Origin of the sequence: Curtobacterium sp. PhB136 (assembly GCF_004346855.1) — a bacterium.
Lineage (GTDB): Bacteria > Actinomycetota > Actinomycetes > Actinomycetales > Microbacteriaceae > Curtobacterium.
The window spans coordinates 97,754-113,983 of record NZ_SMGH01000006.1; the positions used below are offsets into that span (position 1 = coordinate 97,754).

At 72.0% G+C, this 16,230-nt stretch carries 16 protein-coding genes; 4 read left to right on the plus strand and 12 right to left on the minus strand.

From position 1 onward, the window contains the following. Positions 1-28: 28 nt before the first annotated feature. The 4 genes from EDF27_RS09925 to EDF27_RS09940 all read right to left on the minus strand — a co-directional run bounded on the left by EDF27_RS09925 (position 29) and on the right by EDF27_RS09940 (position 4,736). On the minus strand, positions 29-1,045 hold the full coding sequence (locus EDF27_RS09925) for an EamA family transporter (RefSeq protein ID WP_132048587.1): 1,017 nt from the start codon (positions 1,043-1,045) through the stop codon (positions 29-31). Further along, complete coding sequence (locus tag EDF27_RS09930) at positions 1,042-2,955, minus strand: amino acid transporter (protein WP_243698324.1); 1,914 nt, start codon at positions 2,953-2,955, stop codon at positions 1,042-1,044. Before EDF27_RS09930 ends, EDF27_RS09925 begins: the two co-directional genes overlap by 4 nt. 153 nt (positions 2,956-3,108) lie before the next feature. Beyond that, positions 3,109-3,381 carry a hypothetical protein gene (locus tag EDF27_RS09935; RefSeq protein WP_132048591.1) on the minus strand — a complete coding sequence of 91 codons (273 nt, stop codon included), beginning with the start codon at positions 3,379-3,381 and terminating at the stop codon, positions 3,109-3,111. An 11-nt stretch (positions 3,382-3,392) separates the two neighbouring features. Continuing rightward, entirely contained in the window at positions 3,393-4,736 is a 1,344-nt protein-coding gene (locus tag EDF27_RS09940) for a PspC domain-containing protein (RefSeq protein ID WP_132048593.1), read from the minus strand. 114 nt (positions 4,737-4,850) lie between these two features. Between EDF27_RS09940 and EDF27_RS09945 the strand changes: the two genes are divergently transcribed. Further along, complete coding sequence (locus EDF27_RS09945) at positions 4,851-6,092, plus strand: ATP-binding protein (RefSeq protein ID WP_132048595.1); 1,242 nt, start codon at positions 4,851-4,853, stop codon at positions 6,090-6,092. Continuing rightward, positions 6,089-6,754, plus strand: a complete 666-nt coding sequence (locus EDF27_RS09950) for a response regulator transcription factor (RefSeq protein ID WP_132048597.1) — start codon at positions 6,089-6,091, stop codon at positions 6,752-6,754. The genes EDF27_RS09945 and EDF27_RS09950 overlap by 4 nt, the downstream gene beginning before the upstream one ends. A 3-nt stretch (positions 6,755-6,757) precedes the next feature. On the opposite strand, the gene EDF27_RS09955 is transcribed toward EDF27_RS09950, so the two are convergent. The 3 genes from EDF27_RS09955 to EDF27_RS09965 are packed head-to-tail and all read right to left on the minus strand — an operon-like array spanning position 6,758 to position 9,410. Then, positions 6,758-7,606 (minus strand): ABC transporter permease, encoded by an 849-nt coding sequence (locus EDF27_RS09955; protein ID WP_123654039.1) that lies wholly within the window; start codon positions 7,604-7,606, stop codon positions 6,758-6,760. Then, a complete protein-coding gene (locus EDF27_RS09960) occupies positions 7,603-8,610 on the minus strand; it encodes an ATP-binding cassette domain-containing protein (RefSeq protein ID WP_123654040.1) in 1,008 nt (335 codons plus the stop codon). Before EDF27_RS09960 ends, EDF27_RS09955 begins: the two co-directional genes overlap by 4 nt. Before the next feature lie 59 nt (positions 8,611-8,669). Beyond that, the gene (locus EDF27_RS09965; protein WP_132048599.1) at positions 8,670-9,410 is read right to left on the minus strand and encodes a hypothetical protein; all 741 of its coding nucleotides are present in this window, start codon (positions 9,408-9,410) and stop codon (positions 8,670-8,672) included. Between the two features lie 134 nt (positions 9,411-9,544). Between EDF27_RS09965 and EDF27_RS09970 the strand changes: the two genes are divergently transcribed. Together EDF27_RS09970 and EDF27_RS09975 are read left to right on the plus strand one after the other, a co-directional pair. After that, on the plus strand, positions 9,545-9,976 hold the full coding sequence (locus EDF27_RS09970) for a helix-turn-helix transcriptional regulator (RefSeq protein WP_123702959.1): 432 nt from the start codon (positions 9,545-9,547) through the stop codon (positions 9,974-9,976). Positions 9,977-9,986: 10 nt separating this feature from the next. Beyond that, positions 9,987-10,391 (plus strand): VOC family protein, encoded by a 405-nt coding sequence (locus EDF27_RS09975; RefSeq protein WP_123702961.1) that lies wholly within the window; start codon positions 9,987-9,989, stop codon positions 10,389-10,391. A 25-nt stretch (positions 10,392-10,416) separates the two neighbouring features. Here the strand turns inward: EDF27_RS09975 and EDF27_RS09980 are convergent, their stop codons facing one another. From EDF27_RS09980 to EDF27_RS10000, 5 genes are read right to left on the minus strand one after another with little or no spacing between them, the layout of a single operon-like run. Beyond that, positions 10,417-11,988 (minus strand): inositol monophosphatase family protein, encoded by a 1,572-nt coding sequence (locus EDF27_RS09980; RefSeq protein WP_132048601.1) that lies wholly within the window; start codon positions 11,986-11,988, stop codon positions 10,417-10,419. Beyond that, entirely contained in the window at positions 11,985-13,046 is a 1,062-nt protein-coding gene (locus EDF27_RS09985; protein WP_165931439.1) for an ABC transporter ATP-binding protein, read from the minus strand. The genes EDF27_RS09980 and EDF27_RS09985 overlap by 4 nt, the downstream gene beginning before the upstream one ends. Before the next feature lie 26 nt (positions 13,047-13,072). Then, positions 13,073-13,885 carry an ABC transporter permease gene (locus EDF27_RS09990; protein ID WP_132048605.1) on the minus strand — a complete coding sequence of 271 codons (813 nt, stop codon included), beginning with the start codon at positions 13,883-13,885 and terminating at the stop codon, positions 13,073-13,075. Next, a complete protein-coding gene (locus EDF27_RS09995) occupies positions 13,882-14,931 on the minus strand; it encodes an ABC transporter permease subunit (RefSeq protein WP_243698294.1) in 1,050 nt (349 codons plus the stop codon). The genes EDF27_RS09990 and EDF27_RS09995 overlap by 4 nt, the downstream gene beginning before the upstream one ends. Further along, positions 14,928-16,085: an extracellular solute-binding protein gene (locus tag EDF27_RS10000; protein ID WP_132048607.1), complete on the minus strand. Its 1,158-nt coding sequence runs from the start codon at positions 16,083-16,085 to the stop codon at positions 14,928-14,930. Before EDF27_RS10000 ends, EDF27_RS09995 begins: the two co-directional genes overlap by 4 nt. Positions 16,086-16,230 lie beyond the last annotated feature (145 nt).

The following is a 16,230-nucleotide window of genomic DNA, read 5'->3' on the forward strand; positions in this document are numbered from 1 at the left end:
CGGCGCGTCCGTCTGCAGTGTGCGCGCGTCAGCGCCGCGCGCGCCGCGCGGGCAGCGCCAGCAGCGCGAGCCCGAGCACGACGAGCGCGATGCCCGCCCAGCCCGCGGCACCGAGGTGCTCCCCGACCACGAGCACGGCGAGCACCGCGGCCAGGACGGGCTCGAGCAACGACAGCAGCGTCGCGCCCGAAGCGCTGACCGTCCGGAGCCCGAGCGCGTACAGCGAGTGCCCGAGGACCGTCGGCACGAGCGCGAGGTACAGGAACACCGGCCAGTTCCCGGCGACCACGAGCGCGTCGTGCCCGACCACCACCGCGAGCACCACGAGCGGGACCGCGGCGAGCCCGAACACCGCGCCGACGAGGCCCTGCTCGCTCGGCCGCGCCCGCTCCGCGATCTCGACGCCCGGCCCACCGGGAAGCGTCCCGACGGCAACCGGCGCCGCGCCCGGCCCACCGGGAAGCGTCCCGACAGCACCCGACGCCGCGCCCATCCCCCGTGCGATCGCCCACGAGTACAGCGCGTACGTGAGGCCGGCCACGAGCGCGCACGCCAGCCCGACCGGCAGCGACTCCGAGGCGCCGTTGCCTCCGGGCCGCGCGAGCGTCACGACGACCATCCCGACCACGCTCACGAGCGTCGCCACACCCCAGCGCAGCGTCGGCCGTCGGTGTTCCGCCGCCCACTCGAGGAGTCCCGCGAACACCGGCGACGACCCGATCGCGACCGTCGTGCCGAGCGCCACCCCCGCGTCGGCCAGCGCCGCGTAGAACGTCACCGCGTAGACGGCGAGTGAGGCCGCCCCGAGCCAGGCCCAGCCCCTGGTGCCGCTCGCGGTGACGGCGCGGAGCGTGCCCCGTCCGGCCGCGGCGGCGAGCACGAGGCCGCCGAGCCCGAAGGTCACGGCGCCGAACACGGACGCCGGCACGCCCGGCGCGAAGTGGGTCGCGGTCCCGGTGGTCCCCCAGACGACGGCGGCGACCGCGATCGCGGTCACGCCGGCGAGCGGACGGGAGGCTCGGCTCGCCTCGACCGCGCCGGTCACGACACGTGGACGCTCGGTCGCCGCGTCACCTCGGGTTCCGCTTCGCGCAGGACCTCGCGGGTCACCGGTGCGACGTCCCCGACGCCCGTGAACACGAAGCGGATCGCGTTCCGGATCGGGGAGCCCTCGTTCCACTCGAAGTAGATGCTCGGGACGACCCCGGCGATGTCCCGGATCGCGAGGAGGGTCGAGGCGATCGTGTTCGGGACGTTCCCGGAGCGCACCTTGAGCACGCGGAACCCGTGGATGACGTGCCCCTCGACGACGAGGTCCTCCTCGAAGTCCGACGAGTCGGCGGGCAGCACCTCGAGGAACATCGTCGGGACCCGGGCGGGGATGCCGGAGTCGCGACGTTCCTCGCGTCCCTTCGACCGGTACGCCTCGGCGGTCCCGGCGCCCGGCTCGTTCGCGATGATGCACACGGCACTGAACTGGTCGGCGTCGGCCTCGACGAACTGCCGGGCGGTGGCGTCCAGCTCGATGGAGGACGCGCGGAGTTCGAACGACCGGCGGACCCGGGACACCAGGGACACGACGACGATCGCGACGATGAACACCGTGGCGATCCGCACGCCGTCGGGCCGCTCGAAGACGTTCGCGATGGTCGTGTAGATGAACACCAGCGCGATCACGGCGTACGCGACCATCCGCTTCCGCTGCTGCCGGCGTCGGGCGGAGAGGGTCACCGCGACCGCGGCGCTCGTGATGAGGACGAGCACCCCCGTGGCGTACGCGCCGCCCTGCGCGTCGACGTTCGCCTGGAAGATGATCGTGATGAGGAAGGCGATGAGCGTGAAGATGATGACGAGGGGCCGGGTCGCCCTGGCCCACTGCGGCGCCATGCCGTAGCGCGGCAGGAACCGGGGCACCAGGTTCAGCAGCCCGGCCATCGCGCTCGCGCCCGCGAACCACAGGATCGCGACCGTCGAGAAGTCGTACACCGACCCGAACACGCCTCCGAGGTACTCGTGCGCCAGGTACGCCAGCGCACGACCGTTCGCACCGCCGCCCGGCTGGAACTCGTGCTGGGGGATGAGGAAGGTCGTGACGATCGAGGACGTGATGAGGAACGTGCTCATGATCACCGCCGCGACGGTGAGCAGCCGTTTGGTCCCGCGGATGCGGCCCTCCGGTCGGGGGCCGGTGGCGTCGTCGGCGTCGCCCCGCACCTGCGGCATCACCGCGACACCGGTCTCGAACCCGGACAGGCCGAGCGCGAGCTTCGGGAACACGACGAGCGCGATCCCGATCATCACGAGGGGGTTGCTGTGCTCGGCCGTCAGGCCGCTCCACCAGTCGCTCGCCACGGTCGGTCGCTCGAACACGTGCCAGAGCGCGACGACCACGACGACCGCGTTGAGCATCAGGTAGACGGCGACCAGTCCGACGGCGATGCCGATCGCCTCCTTGAAACCGCGGAGGAACACGACGCCGAGCAGGAGCAGCAGCGCCAGGGTCAGCGGCACCGGGATCTCGGTGAACCAGTGCGGCGTGAACGGGTTCTCGGCGATGTGCGCCGTGGCGTCCGCGGCGGAGAGGGTCATCGTGATCATGAAGTCCGTCACGGCGAACCCGAGCAGCACCAGCACGAACAGCTTGCCCGCCCACCACGGCAGCAGCTTCTCGAGCATCATGATCGATCCGGCACCGCGGAAGCTGTCCTGGGCGACGCGGCGGTAGACCGGCAGCGCACCGAACAGCGTGACGAGCACGAGCACGATGGTCGCGATCGGTGACAGGAGTCCCGCGGCGAGCGCCGCGATGGCGGGCTGGTACCCGAGCGTGGAGAAGTAGTCGACGCCGGTGAGGCACATGACCCGCCACCACGAGTGGGTCTTCTCCACCTCGACCTGGTGCGGCCCCTGGTGGGACGCACCCTGTTCGGAGCCGTGGAGCATCCAGCGGCGCATGCGAGTGCCGCGGTCCGGGGCGGGGCCAGTCGCGTCGCGTTCCGCGGCTCGCTCGGCGTCTGTCGCGGTCACGGTCACGATGGTAGGCCGTGGCGCATCGATCCGCGTGCCGGCTGGTCGATCAGCGCTCGGTCGATCGGCGCGGCCGGTCGATCAGCGCTTCGGCCTGGCGATCACCGATGCGATGCCGGCGACCACGAGCAGCACCCCCGCGGCGATGCAGGCGCCCAGCGCGAGCGTCGTCGGGTCCACCGAGAACCACGGGAGCGCCGTGACCGCCATCGCCGCGGCGAAGACGAGGAGCAGGACGCCCCAGAAGATCGTCCCGAAGCGTGCCGAGGGTCGGGGTCGCGGTGCCGGGACCGGGGTGGTCGTGGTCGGGTCGTCGTTCGTCATGTGCGCGTTCGTCATGTGCTCGTTCGTCATGTGCTCGTTCCTCACTGGTCCACTCGGACGGCGCGGGGCACGTCGACGCCCCCGCCGACGATCCACACCTGCACGGTCGTGACGTCGGCGGCCGCCGCCGTCCGCGCCGCCCGGTTCTCGACGGTCGTGGTCCCGAGGACGCCGCCCAGGTCGTCGTCCCCGTCCCCGTCCGTGTCGGTGTCGGTGTCGGTGTCGGTGTCGACGCCGTAGCCGACGCCGCTCACGTGCACCCGCACCGGGGCGTCGGCCGGCAGCAGGACCTCGGCTCCCCCGGCTCCGAGCCACAGGGTGACCCGCCCGCCCCCGTCGGCCTCGTCCAGCCCGCGCAGGTCGAGCGTCGGGCCACCGACGAGCATCGCGTAGTTCCGCTCGACGCCCTGCCCGACGTCGTCGACCCGCCAGGTCGTCCCTCCGATCACCGTGACCTGCGTGCCTCCGGGCAGGATCCCGGTGACGACCAGCGCGACGACGCCGACGGTGGAGAAGAACCCGAGCCCGCCGCTCTCCCGTCCGCGGACGCCGGCGACGATCGTCGCGACGGCGAGCACGGCGACCGCGGCGGCGATGCCGAGCACGGCGATCGGCAGGTCCGTCTGCTGAGCCCAGACCGCGACCCCGGCACCGGCCACCAGGGCGATGCCGATGCTCACGGCGACGAACGGTGCGCCCGGCTGGCGCTCCGCACGCTCCGTGCGCCGCTCCGCCGCTCGCGCCCGCTCGGCCCGCACCCGTTCCTGGTGCTGTCGGCTCCGGTCCGCCTCGGTGGCGGGCGCGGTCCACCGCCAGGAGGCACCGCTCGCGTCCGCCGTGGACGGCTCGTCGGCGCTGGTCCAGATGTCGCGTCGCGTGGCGGCTCCGGCGGTGTCCTGTCCGTCCGGCGGCCGTGGGCCACGACGGGCGAGCACCACGACGAGCCACACCGCGCCACCGACCAGGACGATCGTCCACGCGGTGCCGAGGGTCGCCGAGAGCCAGTCGGGCATGCCCCACGCCACCGGGACGCCCTGCCACCAGATGCCCTGCACGGCCGGCACGAAGGTCAGCACCACGAGGACGCCGATCGCGACGACGGCGGGGTCGAACACCCCGCGGACCAGTCGCTCGGCGTGGATCCGTCCCTCGGTGTCGGGCAGGAGCGCCCAGCCCGCGGCGTAGGCGAGGAACACCGGTCCGCCGAGCAGCGCGACGACGATCGCGACGCCGCGCACGACGAGCGGGTCGAGCCCGGTGCGCTGGGCGACGGCGCCGCAGACGCCGGCGAGCCAGCGGTCGTCCGAGCGGACGACGTGGATGCCCCGGATCCAGTCGAAGAAACGTGTCGCCGACGCGGGGCCGCCGGTCTCCTGCTGTGTCATGGGCACCAGCCTCGTGCCACCGGGACGTCGACGCCATCGGGGTTCGCCCTGATCGTCCCCTGATCCCTGCCCCGAGGACGACGGTCCCGGTGCCCGTGGTGCCAGGATTGCCCCATGCCGACCGCCAGCATGTCCCGACCGGCCCTCCGGGTCGTCGGTGGCGTCTGCGCCGGGTTCGCCGCGCACACCGGGATCCCGGTCGGCACGGTGCGCCTGGCCACGGCCGTGCTCGCGGTGTGCGGTGGGGCGGGGGTCCTGCTGTACGCGTGGCTCTGGGCGACGACCCCGAGTCAGGGACCGGCGACACCGACGTCCCGCACGGCGATGCTGACCGAGCCGGCGACGGCCGCTGATGCGCACCGACGACGGGCACCGGTGGTGGAGATCCTGCTCGGCGCCGCCCTCCTCGCCGCCGGCGGGGCGATGGTCGCTGCCCGGCTCGGTGTGGACGTGCCGCTGGAGTTCGTCGTGCCCGGGATCGTCGTCGCGACCGGTGCCGCGCTCGCCTGGCGGCAGCTCGACGCCCTCCGGGACGTCCGCTCGGCGGGGTCCTCCGCGGTCGTCGTCCGTGCCCTCGGCGCGCTCGTGCTCGTCGTGCTCGGCATCCTGCTCTTCTTCACCTCGAGCACGCACCCGAACGTGTGGACGGTGCTGACCGCCGCCACCGCCGTCCTGCTCGGTGTCGCCGTGGTGGTCGCACCGTGGGTGGTCCGACTGGTCAGGGACCTCGCGGAGGAACGCGCGGGCCGCGTTCGCGAGGTCGAACGCGCCGAGATGGCCGCGCACCTGCACGACTCGGTGCTCCAGACGCTGGCGCTCATCCAGCAGCGGGCCGAGCCGGGCTCCGACGCCGCCCGACTCGCCAGGGCCCAGGAACGCGAGCTGCGCTCGTGGCTGTTCACCGACCAGGAGGAGCCGACGAGCGACCTCGGCGCGCAGCTCCGCGCGGTCGGCGCCGAGATCGAGACCGAGTACCCGGTGCGCGTCGAGGTGATCGCGATCGGGCCCGCCCGCTCCGACCTGCCAGACGGGCTCGTCGCCGCCGCGCGCGAAGCCGTGCTGAACGCCGCTCGGCACGCGGGCGGCACCGTGAGCGTGTACGCCGAGACCGCGGCCGACCGCGTCGAGGTTAGTGTCGGCGACCGCGGACCGGGGTTCGACGCGACGGCGATCCCGGAGGGCCGGTACGGCGTCCGTGAGTCGATCATCGGTCGGATGCGCCGGCTGGGCGGGACGGCGACCATCGGGCCGGGTCCTGGACGCACCGGGGCCGAGGTCCGGCTCACGCTGCCACTCCCCCACGGCGATGTGCGCGCCCACCCCGCCGAGGACCGTGCGACGAAGGAGACCCCGTGACCGAGCACGCCAGCCCGCTGACCGTCGCGATCGTCGACGACCACTCCATCTTCCGAGCCGGCGTGCGCGCCGGACTGCCACCGAGCCTCCAGGTCGTCGGTGAGGCCGCGACGGTCGACGAAGCGGTCGACCTCGTCGCCACGACCGCGCCGCGCGTCGTCCTCCTCGACGTCCACCTGCCCGGCGGAGCGGGCGGTGGCGGCGCCGAGGTGATCACGCGGTCCGCGCCGGGGCACCCGGACACCCGGTTCCTCGCCCTGAGCGTCTCCGACGCCGCCGAGGACGTCGTGCGGGTGATCCGAGCCGGAGCCCGCGGCTACATCACGAAGAGCTCCTCGAGCACCGACGTCGCCGAGGCGGTCCGCCGGATCGCCGAGGGGGACGCCGTGTTCTCGCCGCGGCTCGCCGGGTTCGTCCTCGACGCGTTCGGCGCGGTGAGCGGGGAGACGGCGCAAGGCGACTCCGAGCTCGACCGGCTGTCGGCGCGGGAACAGGAGGTGATGCGGCTGATCGCCCGCGGCTACGCGTACAAGGAGGTCGCCGGAGACCTGTTCATCTCCGTGAAGACCGTCGAGACGCACGTCTCGAAGGTCCTGCGGAAGCTCCAGCTGTCCAACCGCCACGAGCTGACGGCCTGGGCACTCCAGCGGAAGCTGCTCTGAGCACTACTTCGAGCTGATCCGCGTGTACTTGTTCACCGACCACGGCACGAAGACGACGAGCATCACCGCGATGCCGATGAGCACCGTCGTGATCGGGTGCTGCATCGTCCAGATGTCCGGCACGGGGGCCGATCCGACGTTGCCGAACAGCTGTCGAGCCGCCTGCACCAGGGAGGACACCGGGTTCCACTCGGCGAACACGCGGAGCACCAGCGGCAGCGTGTCGCTCGGCACGAACGCGTTCGAGATGAACGTCAGCGGGAACAGGATCATGAACGACGCGTTGTTGATCACCTCAGGCGTCTTCACGCTCATGCCGAGCAGCGCCATCACCCAGCTGAAGGCGTAGCTGAAGAGCAGCAGCAGTGCGACGCCGGCGAGGAACTCCAGCGGCGACGAGTTCACGCGCCACCCGACCGCCACGCCGGTGAGCATCATGATGACCATCGAGATCGTGTTGAGCACGAGGTCGCTGTTGGTCCGGCCGACGAGCACCGCGGACGAGGACATCGGCAGGGTGCGGAACCGGTCGATGAGCCCTTCCTTGAGGTCCTGCGCCATCGCGGAGCCGGAGAACGTGGCGCCGAAGACGACCGTCTGGGCGAAGATCCCCGCCATCAGGAACTGCGTGTAGTCGGTGCCCTCGACCGAGATCGCGCCGCCGTACACCTGGCTGAAGAGCAGGACGAACATGATCGGCTGCAGGACCGCGAACACGAGCATGTCCGGCGACCGCTTGAGCTTGATCAGGTTCCGCTTCGTGACGGTCCAGCCGTCCTCGAACCAGACGGCGACCGGTGAGGTGACGACGACGGGCAGCTGTCGGCCCGGCGCGGTGATCGTGGCGGTCATCGTGCCGCCTCCTTCTGCTTCGACTGCTTCGCGGGGGCGGCGTCGCCGTCGTCTTCCGTCGCGGCGTGCCCGGTGAGCCGGAGGAACACGTCGTCGAGGGTCGGCCGGCGCATCCCGGCGTCGTGGAGGTCGATGCCCGCGTCGCCGAGGTCGGCGAGCACGCGCTGCAGCGCCGACGGACCGGCGTCGACCGCGATGGCACGGGTGCGGCCGTCGCCGGAGATCTCCACCTCGCCGACGCCGTAGCGGCGGAGGACCGTCGTGGTGGCGTCGCCGTCGCTGTCGTCGACGAGCGTGACCACGACCCGGTGCCCGCCGACCTGGGCCTTGAGGTGGTCGGAGGTGCCCTCGGCGATCACCGTCCCGTCGTCGATCACCGCGATGTCGTCGGCCAGCCGGTCGGCTTCCTCGAGGTACTGCGTGGTCAGCAGAACGGTCGCTCCCTCGGCGACGAGGTCCTCGATGATGCCCCACAGCGCCAAGCGGCTCCGCGGGTCGAGCCCGGTCGTCGGTTCGTCGAGGAAGAGCACGCTCGGGTTCATCACGAGCGCGCCCGCGAGGTCGATCCGTCGCCGCATGCCGCCGGAGAAGCCCTTCACGGGACGGTCGCCGGCCTCGGACAGGTCGAACACGTCGATGAGTTCGCGGGCCCGCTGCCGGGAGGCCTTGCCACCGAGGTGGTAGAGCCGGCCGATCATCTCGAGGTTCTCGAACCCGGTGAGGTTCTCGTCGACCGCGGCGTACTGCCCCGAGACCCCGATCGAGCGCCGGGTGGCCTGCGGGTCCGCGACGACGTCGATCCCCGCGATGGACGCCGAACCGCTGTCCGGCTTGATGAGCGTCGTGAGCACCTTGACCGTCGTGGTCTTGCCGGCCCCGTTCGGTCCGAGCAGCGCCTTCACGGTGCCCTGCGGCACCGAGAGGTCGAGTCCGGCGAGCGCGTGGACGGGTCCCGACTTCGATCGGTAGGTCTTGGTCAGCCCTGAGGCTTCGATGATGGCCATGCCGCTCCCTTGTCGAACATGGAATGTATCAGTAGTCCGGTTCGGAGCGGACCGCGGGATCAGACGTCGAAGCCGCCGCCGAAGTCACCACCGAAGTCGTCGAAACCACCACCGCCACCGCCACCGAAGTCAGAGCCGGAGCCGCTGTCGTCCCACGACGCGTTCTCGGCCCCAGTGTCCCCCGAACCACCGTCACTCGCATCCCTCGATGCGTCCGTACCGCCCTCGAAGGAGGACGGATCGGGCAGGAAGGCGCTCATCAGGGTCGACCCGATGACGTAGCCGGCCACGGTGCCGAGGATCGAGGCGCCGATCATGCTGCCGAACGACGGCCCCTGACGCTGCCCGAAGCCACCGCCCATCCCACCGTTCGTCCCGCCGTTCATCCCGCCGAGCGACCGTTCCATGAACCCGGGCTGGCGGATCTCCGAACGGGTCGCCGACTGCGCGAGCGAGCGGGCGTCGTCACCACGGGGCGCGTCACCGGGCGGCGCGGTGCGGGTGAACTCGTCGTAGACCATCCGGCGCTGCTCGGGGGTGAGTCGCTCGAAGGCCTCGGCGTGCACTTCCTCGATGCGCTCGGGCGGGGCCGTCCGGAGCAGGTAGCGGTACCGGTCCACGGCCTGCTGGTCCTCGGGGCGAGCCCCGGCACCACCCCCGGCCGGCGCGGCGTCGTACGACTGCTGCCCGTACCGGTAGCCCTGCGGCTGCTGCGCGTTCCAGCCCTGCTGCTGCTGCTGCTGCTGCTGCTGCTGCTGCGATCGGTCTTCACGGCCGAGCAGACGGTCGAGGAATCCCATGGTGATGCTCCTTCGGGTGCGGGCACGATGTCCGTGGCTGCCACAGTAGGGTCGCCGATCGACGGGTGACTGAGTGCCCGCACAGAGTTCGCCCCAGAACACGAGGGCCACGCCACGAGGAGGAGGATGCCACCATGACCGCCGACGTCGAGGAGCTCCGTCGCCTGCGCCGTGCCCGCAGCCGGATGGACCGCGAGTACGCCGAACCGCTCGACGTCCCCGCGCTCGCCGCCGGGGCGTTCATGTCGACCGCGCACTTCAGCCGCCGCTTCCGCGACGCGTACGGCGAGACCCCCTACGCGTACCTGATGACCCGACGGATCGAACGCGCCCAGGCACTCCTCCGCGCCGGGGACATGAGCGTCACCGACGTCTGCGTGGCCGTGGGCTGTACGAGTCTCGGGTCGTTCTCGTCCCGGTTCGCGGAGCTCGTCGGCATGACGCCGACCGAGTACCGCGCCGCCGACCACTCCGACCTCGCCGGGGTGTGGAGCTGCCACGCGATGGTCGTCACCCGGCCGGTCCGAGCAGTTCTGGAGAAGCGCGCCGCCCCCGCCGGGACCTAGTGTCGCTCGCATGACCATCCAGATCAGCGGCGTGCACGTGCTCGCCGACGACATCGACGCCGCCGTCGCCTTCTACCGCGACGCGATCGGCTTCTCCGTCCGCAACGAGGTCGAGAACGGCGGGTTCCGCTGGGTGACCCTCGTGAGCGACACACACCCGGACCTCGAGCTGGTGCTCTCCGAACCGCACGCCGGCCGGTCCCAGGCGGACGGCGACGCGATCGCCGCGCTCCTGGCGAAGGGGGCGCTGTCGATGCTGCAGCTCCGCGTCACGGACCTCGACGCCGTCTTCGACCGGATCACGGCGAGCGCCGACGCCGAGGTGCTGCAGGAGCCCACCGAGCAGTTCTGGGGTGTCCGCGACGCCGCGGTCCGCGACCCCGCCGGCAACATGGTGCGGATCGCCCAGGCCTGACCGCCCCGCCGCCGCAGCGTCCGGGTCACCCGCGCAGCGCGTCCACCCACACGGCGTGCAGCTCGTCGGCCGCCCCGGGGTGCGCCACCAGGAACGGCACCCCGACCGGCGGGAACCCGTCGACCGGGCCGTCCGCCGTCATCACGACGCCGCCGGCCTCGTGCACGAGGAGCACCGCTGCCCCGTGGTCGACCGGGTCGAACGCCGACACGCATCCGCCGATCCCCCGGCCGGCCGCGACCTGCGCGATGGTGAGCGTCCCGGAGCCGAGGACCCGGAGCGTGCAGGAGCGGGCGGCGAGCGCGTCGAGGAACGTCCCGAAGCCCGGCCACGGCAGGTGCCCGTCGAGTTCGGTCCCGACGACGGCGCCGGCGAGCGGCCGCGGGGTGTCGTCCAGCCGGAGCTGCCGGTCGCGGATCGTGGCACCGCGTCCACGGCGTGCCTCGAGCACCTCGCCGCGCCACGGGTCCGCGACGACGCCGACGACCGGGTGCCCGCTCCGCGTGAGGCAGAGCGACATGCTGGTCCACGGGATGCCGTTCGCCAGGTTCGTCGTGCCGTCGACGGGGTCGAGGTACCACCGGTGCTTGTCCCCGGGCGCCGCGCCGTACTCCTCCCCGGTGAAGCCGTGCGTCGGGAACACCGCGCGGACCCGGCCGCGGACGTGCTGTTCGACGAGCCGGTCGACGTCGGTGACCAGGTCCGCGACGTGCGCCTTCGTCGTCACGGAGCCGACGGGGTGCTCCCGTGTGAACGCGATCACCTCGTGCGCGATCCGGTGGGCGAGCGCCTGCGCGCGCGACGCCACCTCGGCCTCGGTCGGCTCGCGGACGGCGTCCGGCCACCCGTCTCGCTCGGCCGCCTCGAGCGCGGCCCGCACCGGGCCGACGTCGTTCGTCGTGATCGAGTCGACGCCGAGCCGCGCCGCCCAGATCGCCGGCTCGACGTCGTCGACGGTCCACACGGACACCTGCAGACCGAGCTCGTGCGCCGCCCGCACGGTCGCCGGGGTGAGGAACGCCACGTCGAGGTTCAGCGTCGCGGGCGCGAGCTCGTCCAGGTCCGCCGGCGTCGGCGGGTCGAGCGACTCCCATGCCAGCCACACGTCGGCCTCCGGCAGCACCGACCGGACCGCGGTCATCGCCTCGGGCGCCCCGCACCACGCCACCGACACGGCGCCGGCGAACGCGGCGACGGTGTTCGCCGCCACCAGCGCGTCCGCCGCCGAGGTCAGGTCGACGAGGAGCGTCGACCGGCATCCGTCCAGGCGCTCCAGCACGGCGTCGAGCCGCGGGATCCGGTCGAGGCCGTTCCCGAGCCGCGCCACGTCGCACCACGACACGTCCGCGATGCGCCGCGCGTCGCCCCACATCCGGCCGAGGGTCTCGTCGTGCAGGAGCACCGCGACCCCGTCGGCGGTGCGCCGGACGTCGACCTCGATCGCGTCGGCGCCGAGCGCCTCGGCGACCGCGACGGCGGGCAGCGTGTTCTCCCGGCGGACCCGCGGCGCACCGCGGTGCGCGACGAGCCGTGGCGGACGCACGCCGGGCCTCCCGTCCGGGGTGACGGCGACCGCCTGCACGACCTCCGCGCTCATCGCGTGCCCCCGACCAGGACGCCGGAGCGGTAGACGAGGACGGCACCGATCCGGACACCGGTGGTGCTGCCGACCACCGGTGGCGGGCCGGTGACGAAGGATCGGAGCTCCGACTCGCCGGCCGTGAGGACGACCTCGGCGAAGTGGCCGCGCATGAGCACCCGGGACACCGTCGCGGTGACGGGGCCGTCCGCGACCAACGTCACTGCTTCCGGGCGGACGAGGACCTCGTCGCCCGCGGCGGACGGCGTCGTGACCGCGGCGAGGAACGCGCCGGAGACCGTGCTGGTCGAGCCGATGAACGACGCGACGAAGCGCGTCGCCGGAGCCGCGTAGAGGTCCGCCGGCGCCGCGACCTGCTCGATCCGTCCGTCGTGCATCACCGCGATCCGGTCCGAGACGCTGAGCGCCTCGTCCTGGTCGTGGGTGACGATCACGGTCGTGATGCCGAGGCGCTGCTGGATGCGCCGGATCTCGTCGCGCACGCTCACCCGGAGCTTCGCGTCGAGGTTCGACAGCGGCTCGTCGAGGAGCAGCACGTCCGGCTCCTGGACGATCGCACGAGCGAGCGCGACGCGCTGCTGCTCGCCGCCGGAGATCGCCGTCGGCTTCGAGGTCGCGTGGTGCGTCAGCCCGACGAGGTCGAGCGCCGCTCGCACCCGGTCCGCGATCTGCGCCTTCGGCACACGACGGGTCCGGAGCGGGAAGGCCACGTTCTGGGTCACCGTCATGTGCGGCCACAGCGCGTAGTTCTGGAACACCATCGCACTCGGACGGCGTTCCGGGCCGAGCTGGGTGACGTCGCGGCCGCCCATGGCGACCGTGCCGCCGTCAACGGCGAGGAAGCCGGCCACCATGCGGAGCGTGGTCGTCTTGCCGCAGCCGGACGGCCCGAGGAGCGAGACCAGCTCGCCCTTCGCGACGTCGAGGTCGATCCCGGCGACCACGTCGCGGCCGCCGAGCGTCTTCCGCAGACCGCGCAGCGCCAGTCCGTCGGTGGTCGGGATGTCGGTCTGGAGGCTCGGTGCGGGTTCCGCGACGAGCGTCGTGTCCGTCATGGGGTCGCCTTTCGTGCTGGTGAGGGTCATCGGATCTGGAAGCCGTCCGCGAGGCGGCCGCCCATGATGTGCTTCCGGGCGAGCGTCATGAGCACCACCGACGGGATGCTCAGCGCGATCGCGAAGACCGCCGAGACCTGTCGTGGCGAGTTCAGGACGAGGGAGTACATCGCGGTCGGCATCGTCATGTAGGTCGGGGCGCCGACGAGGTACGTGCCCTGGGCCTCGTCGAATGACGCCAGGAACGACATCACCGCGGCGACGAGGATCCCGGGCCAGGCGATCGGGAAGGTCACGCTCCAGAACGTCCGCCAACGGCTTGCCCCGGCGTCGCGAGCCGCTTCCTCGAGCGACCGCGGAACCGCCGAGAACGCCGCGGCGGGCAGCCACGTCATGAACACCACGCATCCGAGGACGTGCACGATCAGGATGCCGGTGACGGTGTTCATCAGGTTCAGGGCCGTGAACATCGCGGACATCGTCACGAAGAGCCCCATCTTCGGGAACGCGTTCGTCGCGAACAGCCCGACGAGGACGATCCGCCGACCCGGGAACTCGATGCGGCTGATCGCCCAGGCCGCGGGGAGGCAGATCACCGCGGCGATGAGGACCGTCAGCGGCGCGAGCACCAGCGAGTTCTGCACCGCGACGCCGAGGGACGGGTCCTCGAAGACCGTCCCCCACCACTGCATGGTCCAGCCGTCCGGCAACACGTTCGGGTAGGTCCACGACGTGGCGAACGCGCGCGCGGCGAGCCACAGCAGGGGGCCGGCGATGAACACCGCGAGCACGACCGCGGTCGCCCAGACCAGGGTGGTGCCGGTGAGTCGCTTGATCACGAAGGCTCCTTCTGCAGTTCGCCCGCGTTCGAACGGACCGTCGAGCGGAGGTAGAAGACGCTGGCCGCCGCGGCGAACGCGAACACGATGAAGGCCATCGCGGTCGACTGCTGCGGTCGGTTGTACGCCTGGAAGTACTTGGAGATGTCGACACCGAGCATCGTCGGGGCGTTCGGGCCGGTGAAGTACGGCACCGTGAACGAGCCGAGGACCCCGATGACGGTGAAGGTCACGGCTATGACGATCGGCGTCGTCGCCATCGGCAGGAGCACCTGCCAGACCACCCGCCACGTGCTCGCGCCGGCGTCCTTCGCGGCCTCGATGAGGGCGTCCGGCGTCCCCTGGAGGGCACCGGCGATCATCAGCACCGCGAACGGAAGACTCGTCCAGACGCTGCCGAAGACGACGGCGACGAGGGTGTACCCCCAGACCGGGAAGTCCATCCCGAACTGCGCCGCGATGCTCCGGAGGAAGCCCTGCGCGTCCGTGAACGTCAGGATCGACCAGCTCGCGATGACGACCGGCACGAAGATCGGCACGACGGCCAGGACACTGAGCGTCTTCCCGACGACGCCGCCGCGGAGCCGCAGGATCACCGCGACGACGACCGCCAGCGCGATCGTCAGGCCGGTGGACAGCGCGGTGACGCCGAGCGTGGCGGCGAGGTCACGGAGGAACACCGGGTTGCCGAGCAGCGTGCCGTAGACCGCGAGCGAGAAGCCGTGCACGGTGTCCTGGCCGATGTCCGCGAGTGCCTGGTTCAGACCGCCGGTGAACCCGAGGCTGAAGAGCGCGGCGTTCACCACCGGGACGCCGACGAACAGGACCACGACGAGGACCGGCGCGGCGACCAGGGCGATGCCCTGGACCCGCCGACGGCGGCCGGTCCGCTCCTCGGCCCGGCCCGGCTGTCCGGGCGTGCTCCGGCCGGGCTGCCCGGGCGTGCGCTGGCTCGGCTGCCCGGGCGTGCCCTCGACGCGAGCGGGGACGGGCGGGAGGCCCGTGGCGGAGTCGCCGCGGGCCTCCCGGTCGGTGATCTGCGTCACTGCGGGACCTTCGCGTCCCACGCCGCGTTCATGTCGGCGGCGAAGTCGCTCTGGAACCCGAGGCGGAGCTTCGACGGGTTCGCGTCCGCGAACTGGTCCGCGACCGACTTCGGCAGCGAGTCGAGCGGGATGACCGGGTAACCGGAGACGGCACTCGCGACGAGCTGCTGGCCCTTCGAGCTCAGGACGAAGTCGGCGAGTTCTTCGGCAGCGGCCTTCTTGGCCGCCGGCTCCGTCTTCGGGATGCCGAGGAAGCTCGCGCTGCCGGTGAACGACGGGTCGGCGATCTGGATCGCCTTGACCGTCTTCGGGATCACGCCGGTCTTCTGCGAGGTGATGAACTGGTCGCTCCAGACCGGCGCCATCGAGATCTGGCCGCTGCCGAGGAGCTGCACGACCTGGTCGTTGCCGTTCGGGTAGACGCCCTTCTGGTACATCGAGGAGCCGAGGGCCTCGAGCTTCGCGAAGCCCTCGTCCCACTTCGACTCGAGCGACTTGTCGTACGTGGTCTGCATCGTCTCCTGCTCGGACGCCGACAGGTACTTCGCGAGGACCGTGGCGACGAACGAGCCGCCGGAGCCACCCGAGGACGGGGAGTTGTACGCGAACTGGCCCGGGTTGGCCTTGATCCAGGCGAGGAGGTCGTCGAGGGTCTCCGGGGCGTCCGTGACCTTCGTCGAGTCGTAGGCGAGCAGCACGCTCGAGGCCCGGTACGGGATCGCGCTCGTGCCGCCCTGCTCCTTCGTCGCCTCGGGGACGTCCTCGAGGTTCGGGATGCTGCTGTCGCTGACCTTCGCCATCAGGCCGGCCTTGCCCGCGGTGGTGACGAAGCCGGCGTCGACCAGGTCGTACGCGACGGACTTACCGGCCTTGACGGCGGTCGCGAGGTTCGCCTGGGTCTGGGCGTCGTGCTCGCCGTGCAGGTCGATGCTCGTGCTGACGTGGATCTCCGGGTTCGCCTTCTCGAAGGCGGGGATGAGCGACTTCTCCCAGAGGTCCTGGACGTTCGTGTCGCCGCTGATGAACACGGTGAGGTTGACTGTGCCGCTGCTGGAGTCGGCGGCGTTCGAGGCGTTGGCGCTCTGCACGCAGCCCGACAGCGCGACGGTCGCGGCGGCCGCGATCGCGAGGCCGGCGAGGACTCGGGTCTTCACGTCGATGTTCTCCCTGGTTCGTGGGGTGGGGGTGATGTGGTGCGGGTGGTGGTGCGGTGGTGGTGCGGGAACGTTCCCGCACCGTGGTCGAGTGTGGCGCTGCCCGGTGAACGGCGGGTGCCCCGCCCGTGCAGCCCCGGTGAAC